Raw genomic sequence first — 16,987 nt, forward strand, 5'->3', positions numbered from 1 at the left:
GGCCGCGCTTTCGCGTCCTTGCCCGCACCCAGCTCCCGCTTTCATGCCCGCACCCTTCACGTTTGTCCGCCTCAGTTACCGCTCCGGCGACTGGGATGCCGTGGACGAGCGCATGCCCGCCAACCTGCTGCACTCCCTCATCGAGTACACCACCGTCAAGGTCAGCCTGAAGGAGAAAGTCGTGGCCCTCGACTCGCCCGAGCTGTTTCACTACCCCTTCTGCTACCTCTCGGGTCACCGCCTCGTGCAGTTCACCGCCCCGGAGAAAAAGAACTTCACCCAGTACGTGCGGGCCGGCGGCTTCGTGTTCGTCGACGATTGCAACCACGACATCGACGGCCTTTTCGCCCGCTCCTTTGAGGAGCAAATGCGCCAGTGCTTCGGCGCGGCCGCGCTCAAGAAGCTGCCCAACTCCCACCCCATCTACTCGCAGTTCTTCCAGTTCAAGGATGGCCCGCCGGCCACCTCCTTCGAGCTCAACGGCTGGGGCGACGACCTGGTGCACGACTACCTGAAAGCCGTCGAAATCCGCGGCCGCATCGGCGTGCTATACTCCAACAAGGACTACGGCTGCGAGTGGGACTACGACTTCCGCAACAAGCGCTTCCTGGCCGAAGACAACACCAAGTTTGGCGTCAACATCCTGCTCTACGCTCTCACGGCCTGAAGGGGCAGCTCGCAAATTTTCGGCAACTCCCCCTAAACATCTCGCATCAGCCCTATCCATGCCCAATTACTTTGAAGTAAAGGATGTTTTTGAGCCTCGAATCGTGGGCGTGAAAGACGGCTTCGGCCAAGTCACTTACGACGATGCTTTCCTGAAAGCCCATCAATGGTTCGACGAGCTATATAAACCCGGCACCCCTAAAGACACCTGGCGCGCCTGGGCCAATATTCCCGACCACGCCCAGCCGCTGCACGGCCTTTCCTTGCGCCCGCACGCCAAGCTGACCGATATTCTGGGCATATCACTCCTGCACGGCTACCTCATCAACGATAAAGTCCGGGAGCTGCTGGCCACCGCCAACCTGCCGCGCCACCAGTATTGCGAGGCCACGCTTACCAGAAACTGCACACCGGTGAAAGAGCGGTATTGGTGGTTCGTCTACGCCCTTGAGGCCGGTGAAACCACGGTCGATTTCCCCCAAAGCACCTTTACCGACTGCTACGGCACCGAGCCCCAGCCCGTCGCCAGCTACGCCGAATACCTCGACATCTATTACCAGACAAATGCCTTGAAAGCCCGCAAATTGGTGTTCAACGAAAACTTCGACCACACCCTTGATATGTGGACACCTATGTTCCTAAGCATGAAGCACGGCTATATATCCCAAAAGCTCCACGAAATATTTACCCGCAACGACGTATCCGGCTACCGCATCAGAAAATCCGAGTGTGATTTTGTTTTTGCGTAGTCTGATTTCAAGCAGCCCAGCAAATCCCGGTGCTACTCGATACTAAAAGATAATCATGAACTACTACACCTTGCTATTCCATGCCATTGTCAGGCTCGTCCGATATATCAACCCCAGAGTAAGCAATGAAGGACTCGCCGATGGCGGATACTGGAGCATGAATGTCATTATCGCGCTATATCTGATGTTTATCCTGCGCTTATTATCTGTGTACTCCAAGTTGTCATTTATACTGTGTTGGCTTATATTCTTTATCCTTAATTACTGGGTATTTCACCGCAAGGAAAAATGGAAAGATATCGTAGTTCAATACGATTCCCTGCCCGCTGATTACATCGACAGACATACCATCGTACTTGTTGGGGCGCTTATTGCCCTCTGGCTGTCATTGGTAATAGTGTGGTATCAAAAGTATGTTCCCGGCTAAGAAATAGGCCGGAGCCAACAACGATTTCCCAAGCGTTGTGCTTCTCCCCTTGGCAACCCGGTTACATGCGCTTAAAGCGGCGCTCTTCCCAGTTGTAAGCGCCCGATGCCCGCCAGGTCTGCACCCGATAGCGCAGGTGCGTGCTGCTGACCTCCACCAGGGCCCAGTCGTTCTCGGGCCGGGAGAAGCGGATGCTATTGCCTAGGCGCTGATAAGGAGTTCTGGAGCTTTCATAGATGCTATCTTCCAGGTACAGGAAACTCTCGATATGCGTCGAATCAAAGAGCAATTCGTGGTTGTAAGGGTACTCAATGGGGAGTGTTTCGTCCCGGTACTTCTCACCCGTGCTGCGGTAGCTCTGCACGTAGAGCTCATAGGCACTCCAACGGCCAAGTAGTGGCCCGTTCAGCTCGGGCTTGGGCACGGGCGCTTCGGCAGCGTCGCCGCAGCTGCTGCACCAGAAGAGCAAAGTCAGAAACAGGGCCGCCAGCTTAGGGGAAAGGCGCATAAAGTCTACTCAAATACAGGGAGCTGAAAACCAGCCAGCGTACAGCCCCAATGGATACCGCCGTGCATGCAACCGCCGTGGCCTTATTGAATGGTATAGGGCAAGTTGAACTGCCCTTCGGTGGCAGTTTTGTGGATGTTCCCATTCAGGCCCATGCCCAGGCACATCTTGGCGCGGAAGCGGCAGCTCACGGTGCGGCGCACCTGATCGAACTCGACCACTTCAATCTCGCGGTCCACCGGGTTGCAGTTTCGGGCCGAATAGTACTCCCCGCCGGATTGCAGCTCGTCTAGGTCGATGCTGGAAATGGACTGGGTAGCCAGCACCACCTTCTCGGGCTTCTGCTTGAATTCGTAAAGGGCCATCATCACCCGCGGACCGGTCGCCGGGGTCGTGTTCAGGATCATGGTCAAAGCACCGGTAGAGCGGTCGATGTACACGCTGGAGCGGGCCAGGTCCACGGGAAAGGCCACGCCGTCAATCTTCACGGCAGCCGAGTTGGCCGGAATAGGGTTCACCGCCACTTCGGGCTTCGGGTTGGCCTTGTCGCCGCAGCCTACCAGGATGAGAGCCAGGGCCAGGAATAGAGTTTTGTGCATAGCAAAGACTTGGAGCAACGTGAAGGTAGACAGAATTCCAGCCGGCAAAACAACGGGCGTAGGCTATTGACCGATAATTTCGCCCCGGCTCTGCCCTTTACTGCCCACTGCCATTCATCCTCGCTATGAAAAAGCTATTTATCGCCCTCTACATGTACTACGCCAACGCCGAAAACCACGGCATTCCCTACTTCAGCGCCTGCCTGCTCCTGGGCGGCGCTATTGCGGTCTATGTATTTGCCCTGCTTGAATTTCTGGGAGCCAACCTAACGGCAAACACCAATGGGAATTACGCCATCGTACTTCTGCTCTCCATCATGGTAGCGCCGCATGTAATTATGCCGCGGGTAGTATCGGTCAAGCAGATCAAGGACCAGGAGCTGAATGGCGACGAGTACCACACCTACATCTACTGGTTCTGGTTTCTCTTCCCGCTGGGAATCGTGCTTTTCCTGTTAACCGGCAAATATCAGCTCACCTCCCTGCTGTCTTAGCGGTACCAGCCCGGGCACGCCCCACCGTTCCGCCCCGCATAATTTCGGCCCGCAGGCAGCTTTCCGGTTTCAATCCCGGACTTTACGGCCTACCGCCAACCCCCATCCATGACCGAACCCCAACTCCACCAGCTGCTGGCCAAGCTCCCCGTGCTCCGCCAGGAAATCGGCAAAGTCATCGTGGGCCAGCACGCGGTGCTCGACGAAGTGCTCGTGGCCCTGCTCGCCGGCGGCCACGCCCTGCTCGAAGGCGTGCCCGGCCTGGCCAAAACCCTGCTCGTGCGCACCCTGGCCGCTGCCACCGACCTCTCCTTCCGCCGCATCCAGTTCACCCCCGACCTGATGCCCACCGACATCCTCGGCACCGAGGTGCTGGAGGAAGACCACACCACCGGCCGCCGCCGCTTCGAGTTCGTGCGCGGGCCCGTCTTCGCCAACCTCGTGCTGGCCGACGAAATCAACCGCACTCCGCCCAAAACCCAGGCCGCCCTGCTCGAAGTCATGCAGGAGTTTGAGGTGACCTACGCCGGCCACACCCACCCCCTGCCCGACCCCTTCTTCCTGCTGGCCACCCAAAACCCCATCGAGCAGGCCGGCACCTACCCCCTGCCCGAGGCCCAGCTCGACCGCTTTCTGCTCTACGTGCGCATCGGCTACCCCACCGAGCAGGAAGAGCTGGCCATTCTGCAAAACACCACCGGCACCGCCGGCCAGCAGCCCCGCCCCGTCATCGGCGCCGAAGAGCTGCGCCAGCTCCGCCAGCTCGTGCGCGAAGTCACCATCAGCCCCGAGCTGCTCCAGTACGTCACCCGCCTTGTGCGCGCCACCCGCCCCCAGGACAGCCCCGTCCAGTTCATCCAGGACTACGGCCGCTGGGGCGCCGGCCCCCGCGCCGGCCAGGCCCTGGTGCTCTGCGCCAAAGCCCGCGCCCTGCTCCACGGCCGCTTCGCCGCCACTCTGGAAGACGTGCGCCAGCTCGCCGCCCCCGTTCTGCGCCACCGCCTGCTGCTGAACTTCCAGGCCGAAGCCGACCAGCTCACCCCCGACCACGCCGTGCAGGCCCTGCTCCAGCACTACCCCGCCCCCTAACGGTGAGGTGGTGAGGTGGTGAAATGGTGCCGTAGGGGCGCGTTGCCCGCGCCCGCCGCCCGCGCCATTCGCGCCACCTCCATAGCAGTCGATACTGCTAGAACGGTCCCGCGCCGCCGTGGCTCCCCCTGCCTATGGGAAGGAGGCCGGGGGGTGAGGCAACCCTACCACCCACCAGCATTCAGCTACCCCCAGCCACCCCGCTTCTACCGTCATCCACCAAAGACCGACGCCCACTCAGCATTCACCGGCCACCACCCAGCAGGCAGCTACCGTCAGTCAGCAACGACCTACCACCCGTCAGCACGCTTCCACCGTAAGTCAGCGTGCTTCCACTACCGGTCAGTTGCATTCCACTGCCCGCCACTTGTAATCCACCAAGCGCCAGCATGCTCCCACCGTCGGTCAGCACGCTCCCACCGCCAGTCAGTTGCATTCCACCGGCAGCCACTTGCATTCCACCCGGCACCAGCCCATCCCCACCGCCAGTCAGCAGCTTCCCACCGCCCGCCACCCGTTTTCCATGCTCGACGCCGCCGCCCTGCACGCCCTCCACAACCTGGCCCTCGTTGCCCGCCTCTTGGCCGAGGGCGCCCAGGCCGGCCTGCACCCCAGCCGCCGCCGCGGCCCCGGCCTCGAGTTCAGCCAGTACCGCCCTTACCAGCCCGGCGACGACCTGCGCCGCCTCGACTGGCGCCTGGCCGCCCGCTCCGACCGCTACTACCTGCGCGAGTCCGACGTCGACACCCGCCTCACCCTGCGCCTGCTGCTCGACGCCAGCGCCTCGCTCAACCACCCCGACCGCGCCGGCGTCACCAAGCTCCAGTACGCCCGCCTGCTGCTGGCCGGCCTCGCCTACCTCGCCCACCGCCAGGCCGACGCCGTCGCCTTCCATGCCCTGCGCCACGACGGCCTGCAGTCGGTGCCCGCCTCCGCCGATAGCGGCCAGCTCCCCCGGCTCTACCACGCCCTGCAGCAGCTCAGCGCCGAAGGCAGCTTTCCCGCCCTGCCCCAGCTGCGCCCCCTGCTGGCCCGCCGCGGCGCCAGCATCACCGTGCTCGTCTCCGACCTCTACGACCTCGCGCCCGCCAGCCCCCTCGAGCAGCTGTTGCGCCAGCTGCGCGCCGGCGGCGGCGAAGTGCTGGTGCTCCACCTGCTGGCCCGCAACGAAACCGACCTCGACTACCCCGCCGCCACCGTCCTGCACGACCTCGAAACCGGCCAGCGCCTCCAACTCGACCCCGCCCAGCGCCCCGCCTACCAGCAGCAGTTCCGCGCCTGGCTGCGCCAGACCGAGCACCTCGTGCACGGCTGCGGCGCCAGCTACCACCGCCTCTTCACCGACGAGCCCCCCGCCCAGGCCCTGCGCAGCCTGCTCCGTACACGCCTCCACGGCCTCGGCTAAGCCGCTCCCGCCGCCTTGGCGTCAACCGATCAGCGGGCCACCCACTCATTTACCCATTCGCTCATTCAGCCACTCACTCTCCGCCTGAGGCAGCCCCGCCCGCACTTCCACGTCTGTCCCCGTGGCCGGCCCCTACCGCCCGATTCACGTTACTTGCCGCCGGCCCCGTTGCCACCCAGCTCCTGCCCCGCTTTCACCGTTGCTTTCCTTCGCCGCCCCGTCTGCTTTCCTGGCTTTGGCCGGGCTGCTGGTGCCCCTGGCCATCCACCTCTGGAACCGGCGGCCCGGCCGCGTGGTGCCGGTGGGCGCCCTGCGCTGGCTCACGCCCGGCAGCAGCCGGCAGCTGCGGCAGCTTCAGCTTAGCCAGCTGCCCCTGCTGTTGCTGCGCCTGCTGCTGCTCGGGTTGCTGGTAGCCGCCCTGGCCGGGCCGCGCTGGCAGCCGCCGCTGCCACCCGCCCGCCCGCAGGTGCTGCTGGCCCCCGAGGTGCTGAGCGCCCCCACTGTAGCCGCCCTGCGCCCCACCCTCGATTCGCTGCGCCGCCGCGGGGCCACTTTCCACCGCCTCGCGCCCGGCTTCCCCGCCCTGCCCGATTCGGCCCTCACTCCCACGGCCCTGGCTGAGCCCGCGCCGTTGCTGCTGCCCCCCCCGGCGGGTCCCGACTACTGGCAGCTGGCCGCCGAAGCCGCCCGGCACTTTCCCACCGGCGCGCTGTACCTGTACACCGACGCCCGCCTGCATCACTTTCGCGGCCGCCGCCTGCCTCTGCCCGCCCGCCTGCGCTGGCAGCTGCTGCCCACCGCCCCCGACTCGGCCGCCTGGCTGCAGCAGGCCAGCCGCCCCAACCCCGATACCCTGCTGCTCACCGTGGCCCACGGCAGCGCGGCGGCCACCACCCTGCGCCGCCACCGCCAAGCCTGGCCAGCGCGGGCCGGTTTGCTGCCGCGCCTACCCGGTCTGCCCCCGCTGTACTTCCGCGCCGGCGCGGCGCCCCGCATCGAGCTGCGCCCCGCCCCCGATTCCGTGGCCTATGCCGTGCCGGTAACCCGGCCCCTGCGCGTGGCCCTCTACCACGACCCGCGCACCCGCGCCCTCGACGCCCGCTCCGCCGCCGCCGCCCTGCGCGCCGCCGCCTCGGCCACGCCCCTGCGCCTGCAGTTCTTCAGTAGCCCTGCCACCCCGCCCGATTCCCTCGACTGGCTGCTGTGGCTGTCCGATGCGCCCGTGCCCGCCGCCCTCCGCCAGCGGCTGCCCGCCGGCCTGCACCTGCTCACCGACGCTTCCGGCCCCGGTATCCCCACCGACGCGCCCATCGAAACCTATACCCCGGCTACCAGCCTGCGCCTGCTGCGCCGCAGTGGCCCCGCGGCCGGCCCCGCCCAGTGGGCTGATGCCTACGGCCGGCCCGTGCTCAGCTACCGGCCCGCCGGCCGCGGCGGCTGGTACCGCCTGCACACCCGCCTGCATCCTGCCTGGAGCACCCTCGCCGCCGACGGTCAGCTCCCCGCCCTGCTATTGTCGCTGCTGGCTCCCGATACTTCTGCGCCCGACCTGCGTACCCTCGACCCCGGCCAGCTGCGCGGCTCCGTAGCCGCCGAGCCCGCCCGCGTTGCGCGCCCCGTCGCCCTCGACCTGGCCCCCTGGGTGCTGCTGGCGGCGGCGTTGTTCTTTGCCATCGAGCGGCTGCTCAGCCAGCGCCGCCCCCAACCCACCCCGGCATGAGCACCAGCACCTCCACCCGCCCCGCCGATTCGCCGGCGGTAGCCGCGGCCCGCGGTCAGCTGCGCCAGCTGCGGCGGCGCCACCTCACCCAGCGGGTGCTGGCCGGTCTGCTGCTAGCCGCCGCCGGGGCCCTGCTGCTCGGGGCGCTGGCCAGCCGCTTCCCCGCCGCTCGCGGCCCGCTGGCAGTTGCCGGTCTCGGAGTGGCGGGGTGGCTGGCCTACCGCGGCTGGCAGTTGCGGCGCTTCGACCAAACTGCCCTGGCCCGCCGCCTCGACCGCCATTTCCCCCCGCTCGAAGACAGCACCGGCCTGCTGATGGGCAACGCGCCCGGCCTGCTGCCCAGCCTGCAGCGCCAGCGCGTAGCCGAGCGCCTCGCCCAGCTGTCCGCCGCCGAAGCACTGCGCGTGCCCTGGCCCCGTTTCCTTGCCCTGACGGCGGTACTGCTGGTTGCCGGCTTGGGCGTAAGGTACTGGCCCCAAGCATCGACCCCGGCTTCAGCTGCGGTTGAGGTGCATTTTCCTGCGGCCCCGCAGAGCGCCGTGCCCGCCGCCCCGCGTTTGCTTTCCACCACCGTGCAGGTGCAGCCGCCGGCCTACACGCGCCGCCCTGCCTATACCGCCGCCAGCCCGTCGCTGCGCTGCCCGCAGGGCTCGGTGGTACGCTGGACGGTGGAGCTGAGCGACGAGGCTCCGGCTCCCCAGCTACTGCTGGCCGGCCGTGCGCCCCTTGCGTTTCAGCCCGTGCCCGGCCAGCCGCGGCGCTTCACCGCCGCGCAGCGCTTCACGGCCACCACCTTGTACCAGCTGCGCGTGGCCGGCCGCCTGTCCGACGACTACGCCGTGGAAGTGCTGCCTGACCGCGGCCCTGAGCTGCGCCTGATCGAGCCCCGGCCCTACACCCTGGTAGCCGCGCATCAGCGCCCGGAAGTGGCCGTGCGCCTGCAGCTGCGCGACGACTACGGCCTGACCCGGGCCCGCCTGGTGGTGACTACGGCCCAGGGCCAGGGTGAGGGCGTCAAGTTCGGCGAGGTCATCACCGACCTGAATCAATTCATCCGCAACCAGCCTACGGCGGCCACCGCTACCGCGCGCCTGCGCCTGCCCGCCCTGGGGCTGACCTATGGCGACGAACTGTACGTGTACGCCGAGGCCTGGGACAACGCCGGCCGCCGCGCCCGCACCGACGCCCACCTGGTGCAGTGGGAAGACACCGCCGCCACCGGCGACCTGTCGGACCTGGCCATGGGCGTCAACCCCGTGCCGGCCTACTTCCGCAGCCAGCGCCAGATCATCATCGACACCGAAAAGCTCCTGGCTCAGCAGCGCCGCCTGCCCCCTGCTGAACTGCAGGCCCGCGCCAACAGCCTCGGCGACGATCAGAAGATGCTGCGCCTGCGCTACGGCAAGTTCCTGGGCGAAGAGTACGAGTCGGGCCTCACCCAGGCCGCCCCGCCCCGCCCGCCCGTGGCCGACGACGAGCCCGCCCCCGCTAAGCCGGCCGCCGAAGAGCACCACGCCGACGACGGCCACGACCACACCGGGCACGACCACGCCCCCGTGGCCGCCGACGCGGGCGTAGCCACTTCCGAATCCCTGGTGCGCTCCTACTCCCACCTGCACGACGACGCCGAAACCGCCGACTTTCTCGAACCCCAGGTCAAGACCAAGCTGCGCGCCGTGCTCAGCCAGATGTGGGACGCCGAGCTGCACCTGCGCCTGGGCCAGCCCGCCCGCGCCCTGCCCTTCGAGTACCGCGCCCTGCGCCTGCTCAAGGAAGTGCAGCATCAAACCCGGGCCTACGTGCGCAAGTCGGGCGTCGACCTGCCGCCGCTGCCCGAGGCCGAAAAGCGCCTGAGCGGCGACGTGTCGGCCGCTGCTGCGCCGCGCCAGCGCGAGCAAAGCACTGTGGTTCCGGGCCAGCCCGCCGTTCGTACCGCCCTGGCGCTGCTGGCCCGCTACCAGGGCGGGCAGCTGCCCCGGCCCGCCGACGCGGCCACCCTGGCCCCGGCTGGCCCGGCATTGGCCGCCGCCGCCCTGCGTCAACCCTCAGCGGGCCTCACTACCCTGCGCGCCTGGCGGCAGCTGAATGCCCAGGTACGGGCCGCGCAGCCCCCCGCCGCCGGCACGCTCACCGTGCTCGAGCACGCCCTCAATCAGCTGCTGCCGCCCCCGCCCGCAGCCCCCCAGCGCCCTAAGGTTGACCCCCTGGCCCGCCGTTACTTTCAGGAGCTTAGCCGCTGACCGTTGCCCATGCCCGCTTACCTCGCCTTTTATTTGACCCTGGGTTTGCTTGGCCTGCTCACGCTGCTGCTGCTCGGTCAGGTTTGGCGCCGGCCCAACCAACAGCGGCGCCCGGCCCGGCTGGCGGCCAGCGTGCTGGCCGTGGCGGCGCTGGGCTGCCTGCTGCTTCCGCCCCAACGAGACAAAACCCCGGCCGCCACCGACTCGCTGCTGCTGCTCACCGAAGGCGTACCAGCCGATAGCCTGCGCTACTGGCAGCGGCGCCTCGGCTCCGTGCCGCGCTACCGCTTTGCGCCGCCCTCGGCCAACCGTGCCCCCGGCACCATCTCTAGCCTGGCCGAGCTGAACCGTCGCTTTCCCCAACTGCGGCAGCTGCACGTGCTCGGGCAAGGGGTACCCGCTGCCGACCTGAACCAGCTGGCTCCCGCAGTACGCGTAACCATGCATCCCACGTGGCCGGCCGCGGCCTTCCGCATGGCCAGCTGGTCCCGCGAGCTAAACCTGGGGGAGGCCCTGCGCATCGAAGGGCACTTTGCGGCCGACCAGCGCGGCCCGGTGCAGCTGTACTTGTACGCCGCCGGCCGGGCCCGCGACTCGGTACGCCTGCCCACCGGCTCGGGCGCTTTCAGTCTGCGCTACCAGCCGCGCATCACCGGCCCGCAGCTGCTCCAACTCGAAGCCCGCCGACAGGGCCGAACGTTGGCGGCCGAACCCGTGGCAACCGTGGTGCAGCCGCCGCGCCCCTTGCGGCTGCTACTGCTGGCCGGTAGCCCTTCCTTCGAGCAGAACCTGCTAAAAAATCACCTCACGGCCCGGGGCCACGTGTTGGCCCAGCGGCTAACGATTGGCCGGGGACTTCAGCAGACCGCTTTTCACAACCTCCCGCCCCACTCCCTGAGCCGTCTTACCCCGGAGCTGCTGAGCCGCTACGACGTGCTGTTGACCGATAACGAGAGCCTGACGGCTTTATCAGGCCCCGAAAGCCAGGCGCTGGCCCGCGCCCTGCGCACCGACGGTCTGGGCCTGGTGCTGACTGCGGGCGCCGGACCATTGCCCGCCAGTCTGCCCGGCAAATCGGCTTTCCAGCTCGCGGCGCAGGCAATGGCCCCGGAGCAAGCTACCCCGCTGCGCTGGTCGGATGGCCGGGGAAGTATGCCTTTGCCGGCCGTACTCGGTGCCGGGCCGCTGCTTCGTCCGCTGGTGCAAACCGCTAAGGGGACGGGACTGGCGGCCGCGGCCTACCGCGCGGGCTGGGGCTCGGTAGTGGTAGCTACGCCCACCGAAACCTACCGCTGGCTGCTCGGCGGCCAGACCGCTACGTACGACGCCTACTGGGCCCGGCTGCTGACGGCGGCGGCCCGCCCCCTGGCAACGACGCCGCGCTGGCACGTAAATGCTTACATCTCTCCCCACGAGCCGCTCACGATAAGGCTGGCCGGCTCCACCCCGGCGGTTGCGGCGGAAGTTCGGGCGCCCTCCGGGCAGCTCACGCGGGTAGGATTGCGCTCGGCGGTGAGCGGACCAGCCCAGGCCACGGCGCTGTTCTGGCCCCGGCACAGTGGCTGGCATACAGTGCGGCTACCGGGTCAGGCTCCTACTTCTTTTTTTGTATTGGATTCCGCTGGTTGGCTGGCACCTATTATCAGCCACCGTTGGCAGGCTGCTCAGCAGCGGGCAGTACCAAGCTCGGCCCATGCAGGCTCAGGTACGGGCGAGGATCAAGCACCCGACCAGGAGCCAGTGGTGCCGTTATTTTGGTTTTATGGCCTGTTTGTGCTTTCAGCGGGCTTTTTGTGGCTCGAAGAAAAGCTTTAAGCCGGCATCAGTAGCGAATATCCGGGTGGCCGGTCAGCAACACTTCGGGCCCTTCGCCCACCAGGTAGATGCCCACCCGCAGTACCGGTCGTGAATCCGCTTCGGTTTCGGGCCGGTAATCCGCTTCAAAACCGGTATCCGGCCCACCGGTTGCGGTGGCAACCAATGGCAATGTTTCGGCCGCTGCTTGCGCAGCTCCAGTAGGGTGGTTTTTCATTTGGCTAGGATTGGCCAGCAGGGTGGAGCCCAAACATACACAATATTCTTGTTATTATACAGTATACCTATTATCCGGGTTGCGGCTGGTGAAATGCCGCCAACAGAAAACCGCCCGGAAGGTCTGCCGAAGCAGGCTTTCCGGGCGGTGAGTAGTTTAGCAGCCGGCGCAGGGCCGACCTGCCAGACTATTCCTCTTTCATCGTTTCGGTGGTCGTCGTGGTCGACGTAGCAGCAGCCGTGGTGTCAACGGTGGTAGCAGCACCGGTGCTGTCCATAGCAGGAGCAGCGGTTTCAACCGTGGTGGTTTCGGTCGAGGTAGCCTCGGTGGTTTCAGCGGGCTTCGACTCGCAAGCGGTCATGCTAACGGCGGCAAACAGGGCGGCAACCTTCAGGAGGTTCTTCATCTGAGTTGTAAGTTTGAAAAAGTTGGTCTGAAAAACGCCCTTGATACCAACGGCTAGCAGAGGTAACCCGCCGCAGAAAAAAAACTTTTCGCGGGTTACTTGGGCGGGGGGCAAGTATTAAGCAACGAGTAACTGCATACATGGGCAAGGGTCAGCCTTCCTACACCGACGAGGAGCTGGTGGCGGGTATCCGTCACGGCGACGAGCGGGCATTGGCGCACCTCTACCGCCTGCATCTGCCGATGGTTACGCATTTGGTCACGCAAAACAGCGGAACCGAAGACGAAGCCAAAGACATTTACCAGGAGGGCGTGATGGTGTTTTATGAGAAGGTGCGAGCCGGTACGCTTGAGTTGAGCTGCCAGGTCAAAACCTACCTCTACGCTGTGTGCCGGCGCCTGTGGCTGAAGCGCTTGGCCGAGAAAGGCCGCTACGGCGGCCGCCTCGACGACCACGAGCCCTACCTCGAAACCGGAGCCGAAGCCGACCTGGCCGAAGCCGAGGAACGCGACCGGCGCTTTGCCCTCATGAGCGAAGCCCTGCTGCGCTTGGGTGAACCCTGCCGCTCCCTGCTGGAAGGGTTTTACCTGCTCGACAAGAATATGCAGCAGCTCACGGCGGAACACGGCTACACCAACGCCGACAACGCCAAGAATCAGAAATACAAATGCCTGGTGCGTCTGAAGAAACTGTTTTTCGCTCAGTACAAAGAAGAACCGCTGCCCTGACGACGCGCCGCCCCACCTGGCGGAACTAATGCCCGCCCTCTTCCTATGATGACCGAAGCTGATTATTACGCCCTGTTTGAGGACTACGAAGCCGGCCGCCTGCCCGCGCCGGCCCGCGCCGACCTCGAGCGTCGCCTGGCGGCCGACCCCGTGCTGGCCGGCCGGCTGGCCGAGTTCCGCGACGTGACCGGCACCCTGAGCGCCTACGGGCAGCGCCTGCGCCTTAGCGAGCAGCTGCGCGGCCTGCAGGCCGCGATTGACGCCGAGGCCGAAACCACCGTGGAAACCGGCCATGCGACCATGCCCAAGCTGCACATCTCGCGTACCGAGCAGTGGCTGCGCGAGTTCTGGCACGGGCACCGCGCCACCATGGCCGTGGCCGCTTCGGTGGCCGTGCTGGCCGTGTTCGGCACCTTGCTGGGCCTGGAGTGGTGGAAAGCCAACCGCCAGCCCTCGGCCTACGGCTACACCGTGCTGCGCCGCGAGGTCGACCGCATCAAGCGCACCCAGCGGGCCATGAACAAGGCCATAACCCAGATTGGCGCGACCTCGCCCGAGGTAGTAAACCCCGGCAAGTTCAGCGGTACCGGCTTCGCCCTGACGTCCGACGGCTACATCGTGACCAGCTACCACGTGATTCAGGGCGCCGACTCGGTGCTGATTGAAAGCCGCGACCGGCAGCAGCGCTTCCGCGCCGAGCCCGTCTTCTCCGACGTCGCCCACGACCTGGCCATCCTGCGGGTGCGCGACGCCGACTTCCAGGGTTTTGGCCGGCTGCCCTACACCGTGAAGCGCCGCCAGGCCGAGTTGGGCGAGCGGGTCTACACCCTGGGCTACCCCCGCGAAGACTTGGTGTTCAACGACGGCTCCCTGAGTGCCCGCTCGGGCTTCGAGGGCGACACCGGCTTCTACCAGATCAGCATTCCGGTAAACCCCGGCAACTCGGGCGGCCCGGTGCTCGACGACCGCGGCAACCTCATCGGCGTCATCAGCGGCCGCCAGATGGACGTGCAGAGCGCGGCCTTCGCCACCAAGTCGTCGTACCTGATGCGGTTGGTCGATTCGCTCTCGGCCAGCGGCGCCACTCCGGCCTACAACGTTCCCCGGCAGAACCAGCTCACCGGCCAATCGCGCCCCCAGCAACTGCGCAAGCTCCAGGACTTCGTGTTCGTAGTGAAGGTTTACGAATAGCCTGCCACGGCCACCGGCCGGTAACTAAAAAGCCCCGTTAGCCCGATACAAAGGGCGAACGGGGCTTTTCTCATTCAGTCTACGCCAGTTAGCGCAAGCGGATGGTGCGAGTACGGGTGCCGATGGTAACGGTGGCGATGTTGTCGCAGGCCTGGGTGCCGGCGGGGTCGTAGTTCAGCAGCAGCGTCCGCTCGTTGCTGGTGACAATCTGCAGGGTGCCGGCCACGAAATGGCGGGCGCAGCCGGCCTGAAACTTCTTGATAAGTGGCTGCTGAATGGTGGCGGTAAACGATACGCCCCGGCGGTTGGTGCCCGCGGCCGAGCCGGTAATGCTGTACTCGTCGTCGCGCACGCTGCGGGTGGTTAGGCCCGCGGTCTGGGTCACGCTGCGGTCGGCCTGCCAGGTGGCGGTGCCGTTGGGGGTGGTGATGCTGGCGTTGCGCACCGTCACGGTGAAGTTGCGGCCATCCACGAAGGTTACTGTGCGGGTACCGGTACGCGGGTTGCCGTTGACGGAATAGCCCACCAGCATGGTGGTTACCGACGAGCCCGGTCGCCGGTGCTGCCCGCTGAACACGGCCACGATCTGGCCCTTGCGCAGGCGGCCGTCGCGCCCCACGCAGCCGTTGGGCCCGAAGTCGATGGTAAGCGTGCGCGTGGGCGCGTCGTAGCTGTGGCTGGCGCAACCGAACAGAATGCGCTGGTCGTCGGCATCGAGCATCCCGCTGCCGCTGCGCTGAACGTCTTCGGGCGCGGCGGCATCCACGTACTCGTAGGTGGCCGCGTCGTCGCCCTCCGCGTCGGCGTGGTCTTCGGCCGACACAGTCGTGTTCGGGCCGAACTCTTCTTTATCCTTGCTGCAGCCCGCCAGTAGCAACGTAGCGCTCAGGGCCGAAAGCACGAGCGGATGAAGGGTAGTGGTTTTCATACGAATTGGGGAAAGGGCTAAGCAGTTGAAGCCAAGTGCAAAGTAAGCGGCCCGGAGCCGCGACCGGTGCTTGGAGGCCACCGGAGGCGGGACGTTTAACGAAGGCACGGAAAATTTTCGCTGACCGGAACTTATTGGCATTAAACCGTCTCCGCGCCCAGCCGTATAGCCTGCGTGCCAACCGGGCCCGTGCGGGCCAATGTGCTATGTTATATCGTGTTTGCCTTCTGCTGCTGGTACCCGTCCTGAGCTCCTGCGGCGCGGGTGACCGGGACCCGGTAGCCGAAGCACAGTTCCAGAACGAGAAGCGCATTGGCGACGCCGACGTGACCCGCCGCCAGGAGCGCGACGCTGAGTTTATGGTGAATGCGGCCGGTACCGGCCTGCTGACGCTGGAGCTGAGCAAGCTCGCTCAGCAGAAGGCTGCGGCGGCCCCGTTGCGCACCTTTGCCCTGGAGTTGCAGCGCAGCCACACCGGCCTGCACGCCGCGCTGCGTACGCTCGCCCAGCAGAAAAGCCTAACCCTGCCCGATGGACTGGGCCGCGAGCAGCAGCGCGCCTACCAGGACTTGGTGGGCCTCACCGGCGCCCGCTTCGATGAGCAGTTTCTGCAGTTGGTAGCCACCGGTCACGACGAGGCGGCCGATGACTTTCAGGACATGGCCGAAGACGCATACGACGGCGACATCCGCGCCTTTGCGGCCAAGTACGCCCCCATTCTTGAGCAGCACCACAATCAGGCCGAGCAGCTGCGCGACCAGCTGCCGCGCTGACCCCGACTTTTACCCTTTTTCAGCTTTCGTTTTTTTCGCTCCTATGAAACGTACTCTTTTCCTGCTGCCGGCCCTGGCGGCGACCCTGCTGCTGGCCGGCTGCTCCGACGCTGAGAAGCGCACCGATGCTACTGCCGGCGACGCCGTCAGCGACATGGACCAAGCCGCCAATGAAGGCGGCGTGCAGTCCGATGCTGTTGTTATCGATAACAATGCCGGCCCCACCGTAACGGCCAACGCCGATTCGGCCGCCGCGGCCCCCGATACCACGCAACGCTAGCCGCGCCGTTCTTCCGCACCATTCTTCCGCTTTCCTTACCAACCAAAACCCTTTCCCGACCATGAAAAAGATTGTTCTGCCAGCCGTTCTCAGTGTGGCTCTGCTCGGCGTGCTGCCGGCCTGCACCGACAACAAGAGCAGCAACCCCGACGTGACGACCACCGAAGGCAACAACGCCGATGACAACTACATGGGCAACGCCACCAATGGCGAAGCCAACGCCGTGAACGACGGTGACTCGACCGGCGCCAACGCCGGTGGCATGGCCGCCAAAGTAGATCCCAACGCCACGGCCCCGCACAAAGATGACCCCGAGTTTATGATGTCGGCCGCGCACAGCGACCAGAACGAGATTCAGCTCAGCAAGCTGGCTCTGGAAAAAGGCGTGACCGGCATGGCCAAGCAACACGCCGACATGATGATCAAGGACCACACCAAGTCGACGGCCGACCTGAAGGCCATTGCCCAGAAAAAGCAGGTGACGCTGCCCACTGATATGGACGCCGAGCACAAGGCCATTGCCGACGAGATGCGCAAGCTCTCGGGCAAGGACTTCGAGCAGCGCTACCTGATGCAGATGGTGATGGACCACCAGAAAACCCTGAACACGCTCAACGCCCACGCCGCCATGACGCAGGACGCCGACGTGAAGGGCTTCATTGCCAAGGTTACGCCGGTGGTGCAAAACCACCTCGACATGTCGAAGAAGCATGCCGACATGAAGATGTAGGACGCCGAACCAGCAAATAAAA

General features: G+C 65.8%; 19 protein-coding genes. 14 read left to right on the plus strand and 5 right to left on the minus strand.

What is annotated here, in order from left to right; genetic code table 11:
* The first annotated feature begins 43 nt into the window (after positions 1-43).
* The 3 genes from ACE191_RS12600 to ACE191_RS12610 are packed head-to-tail and all read left to right on the plus strand — an operon-like array spanning position 44 to position 1,842.
* Positions 44-667, plus strand: coding sequence for a DUF4159 domain-containing protein (locus ACE191_RS12600; protein ID WP_400192585.1), 624 nt, complete (start codon positions 44-46; stop codon positions 665-667).
* A gap of 58 nt (positions 668-725) precedes the next feature.
* Entirely contained in the window at positions 726-1,415 is a 690-nt protein-coding gene (locus ACE191_RS12605) for a hypothetical protein (protein WP_400192586.1), read from the plus strand.
* A gap of 55 nt (positions 1,416-1,470) precedes the next feature.
* Positions 1,471-1,842, plus strand: a complete 372-nt coding sequence (locus ACE191_RS12610) for a hypothetical protein (protein ID WP_400192587.1) — start codon at positions 1,471-1,473, stop codon at positions 1,840-1,842.
* A gap of 61 nt (positions 1,843-1,903) precedes the next feature.
* Here ACE191_RS12610 and ACE191_RS12615 read toward each other — a convergent pair whose 3' ends face one another.
* Positions 1,904-2,350 carry a hypothetical protein gene (locus tag ACE191_RS12615; RefSeq protein WP_400192588.1) on the minus strand — a complete coding sequence of 149 codons (447 nt, stop codon included), beginning with the start codon at positions 2,348-2,350 and terminating at the stop codon, positions 1,904-1,906.
* A gap of 83 nt (positions 2,351-2,433) precedes the next feature.
* Positions 2,434-2,949 carry a hypothetical protein gene (locus tag ACE191_RS12620; RefSeq protein ID WP_400192589.1) on the minus strand — a complete coding sequence of 172 codons (516 nt, stop codon included), beginning with the start codon at positions 2,947-2,949 and terminating at the stop codon, positions 2,434-2,436.
* A gap of 125 nt (positions 2,950-3,074) precedes the next feature.
* On the opposite strand from ACE191_RS12620, the gene ACE191_RS12625 reads away from it, so the two are divergent.
* From ACE191_RS12625 to ACE191_RS12650, 6 genes are all read left to right on the plus strand, one after another.
* The gene (locus ACE191_RS12625; protein ID WP_400192590.1) at positions 3,075-3,443 is read left to right on the plus strand and encodes a hypothetical protein; all 369 of its coding nucleotides are present in this window, start codon (positions 3,075-3,077) and stop codon (positions 3,441-3,443) included.
* 108 nt (positions 3,444-3,551) lie between these two features.
* Complete coding sequence (locus ACE191_RS12630; protein ID WP_400192591.1) at positions 3,552-4,532, plus strand: AAA family ATPase; 981 nt, start codon at positions 3,552-3,554, stop codon at positions 4,530-4,532.
* Positions 4,533-4,983: 451 nt separating this feature from the next.
* Positions 4,984-5,937 (plus strand): DUF58 domain-containing protein, encoded by a 954-nt coding sequence (locus tag ACE191_RS12635; protein WP_400192592.1) that lies wholly within the window; start codon positions 4,984-4,986, stop codon positions 5,935-5,937.
* Between the two features lie 199 nt (positions 5,938-6,136).
* On the plus strand, positions 6,137-7,657 hold the full coding sequence (locus ACE191_RS12640; protein ID WP_400192593.1) for a BatA domain-containing protein: 1,521 nt from the start codon (positions 6,137-6,139) through the stop codon (positions 7,655-7,657).
* A complete protein-coding gene (locus ACE191_RS12645; RefSeq protein ID WP_400192594.1) occupies positions 7,654-9,897 on the plus strand; it encodes a hypothetical protein in 2,244 nt (747 codons plus the stop codon). The genes ACE191_RS12640 and ACE191_RS12645 overlap by 4 nt, the downstream gene beginning before the upstream one ends.
* 9 nt (positions 9,898-9,906) lie before the next feature.
* On the plus strand, positions 9,907-11,712 hold the full coding sequence (locus tag ACE191_RS12650; RefSeq protein ID WP_400192595.1) for a hypothetical protein: 1,806 nt from the start codon (positions 9,907-9,909) through the stop codon (positions 11,710-11,712).
* A gap of 7 nt (positions 11,713-11,719) precedes the next feature.
* Here the strand turns inward: ACE191_RS12650 and ACE191_RS12655 are convergent, their stop codons facing one another.
* Both ACE191_RS12655 and ACE191_RS12660 read right to left on the minus strand, forming a co-directional pair.
* Positions 11,720-11,929 carry a hypothetical protein gene (locus tag ACE191_RS12655; RefSeq protein WP_400192596.1) on the minus strand — a complete coding sequence of 70 codons (210 nt, stop codon included), beginning with the start codon at positions 11,927-11,929 and terminating at the stop codon, positions 11,720-11,722.
* Between the two features lie 187 nt (positions 11,930-12,116).
* Entirely contained in the window at positions 12,117-12,335 is a 219-nt protein-coding gene (locus ACE191_RS12660; protein ID WP_400192597.1) for a hypothetical protein, read from the minus strand.
* Between the two features lie 140 nt (positions 12,336-12,475).
* On the opposite strand from ACE191_RS12660, the gene ACE191_RS12665 reads away from it, so the two are divergent.
* Both ACE191_RS12665 and ACE191_RS12670 read left to right on the plus strand, forming a co-directional pair.
* A complete protein-coding gene (locus tag ACE191_RS12665; RefSeq protein ID WP_400192598.1) occupies positions 12,476-13,063 on the plus strand; it encodes an RNA polymerase sigma factor in 588 nt (195 codons plus the stop codon).
* 45 nt (positions 13,064-13,108) lie between these two features.
* Entirely contained in the window at positions 13,109-14,254 is a 1,146-nt protein-coding gene (locus ACE191_RS12670; RefSeq protein ID WP_400192599.1) for a trypsin-like peptidase domain-containing protein, read from the plus strand.
* Between the two features lie 88 nt (positions 14,255-14,342).
* Here the strand turns inward: ACE191_RS12670 and ACE191_RS12675 are convergent, their stop codons facing one another.
* Complete coding sequence (locus ACE191_RS12675; protein ID WP_400192600.1) at positions 14,343-15,182, minus strand: hypothetical protein; 840 nt, start codon at positions 15,180-15,182, stop codon at positions 14,343-14,345.
* Positions 15,183-15,388: 206 nt separating this feature from the next.
* On the opposite strand from ACE191_RS12675, the gene ACE191_RS12680 reads away from it, so the two are divergent.
* From ACE191_RS12680 to ACE191_RS12690, 3 genes are all read left to right on the plus strand, one after another.
* Complete coding sequence (locus ACE191_RS12680) at positions 15,389-15,955, plus strand: DUF4142 domain-containing protein (protein WP_400192601.1); 567 nt, start codon at positions 15,389-15,391, stop codon at positions 15,953-15,955.
* Positions 15,956-15,998: 43 nt separating this feature from the next.
* Positions 15,999-16,235: a hypothetical protein gene (locus ACE191_RS12685; protein ID WP_400192602.1), complete on the plus strand. Its 237-nt coding sequence runs from the start codon at positions 15,999-16,001 to the stop codon at positions 16,233-16,235.
* Positions 16,236-16,296: 61 nt separating this feature from the next.
* Positions 16,297-16,965, plus strand: coding sequence for a DUF4142 domain-containing protein (locus tag ACE191_RS12690; RefSeq protein WP_400192603.1), 669 nt, complete (start codon positions 16,297-16,299; stop codon positions 16,963-16,965).
* The last annotated feature ends 22 nt before the right edge of the window (positions 16,966-16,987 follow it).

It is taken from the genome of Hymenobacter sp. B81, assembly GCF_044628455.1.
Taxonomy (GTDB): domain Bacteria; phylum Bacteroidota; class Bacteroidia; order Cytophagales; family Hymenobacteraceae; genus Solirubrum.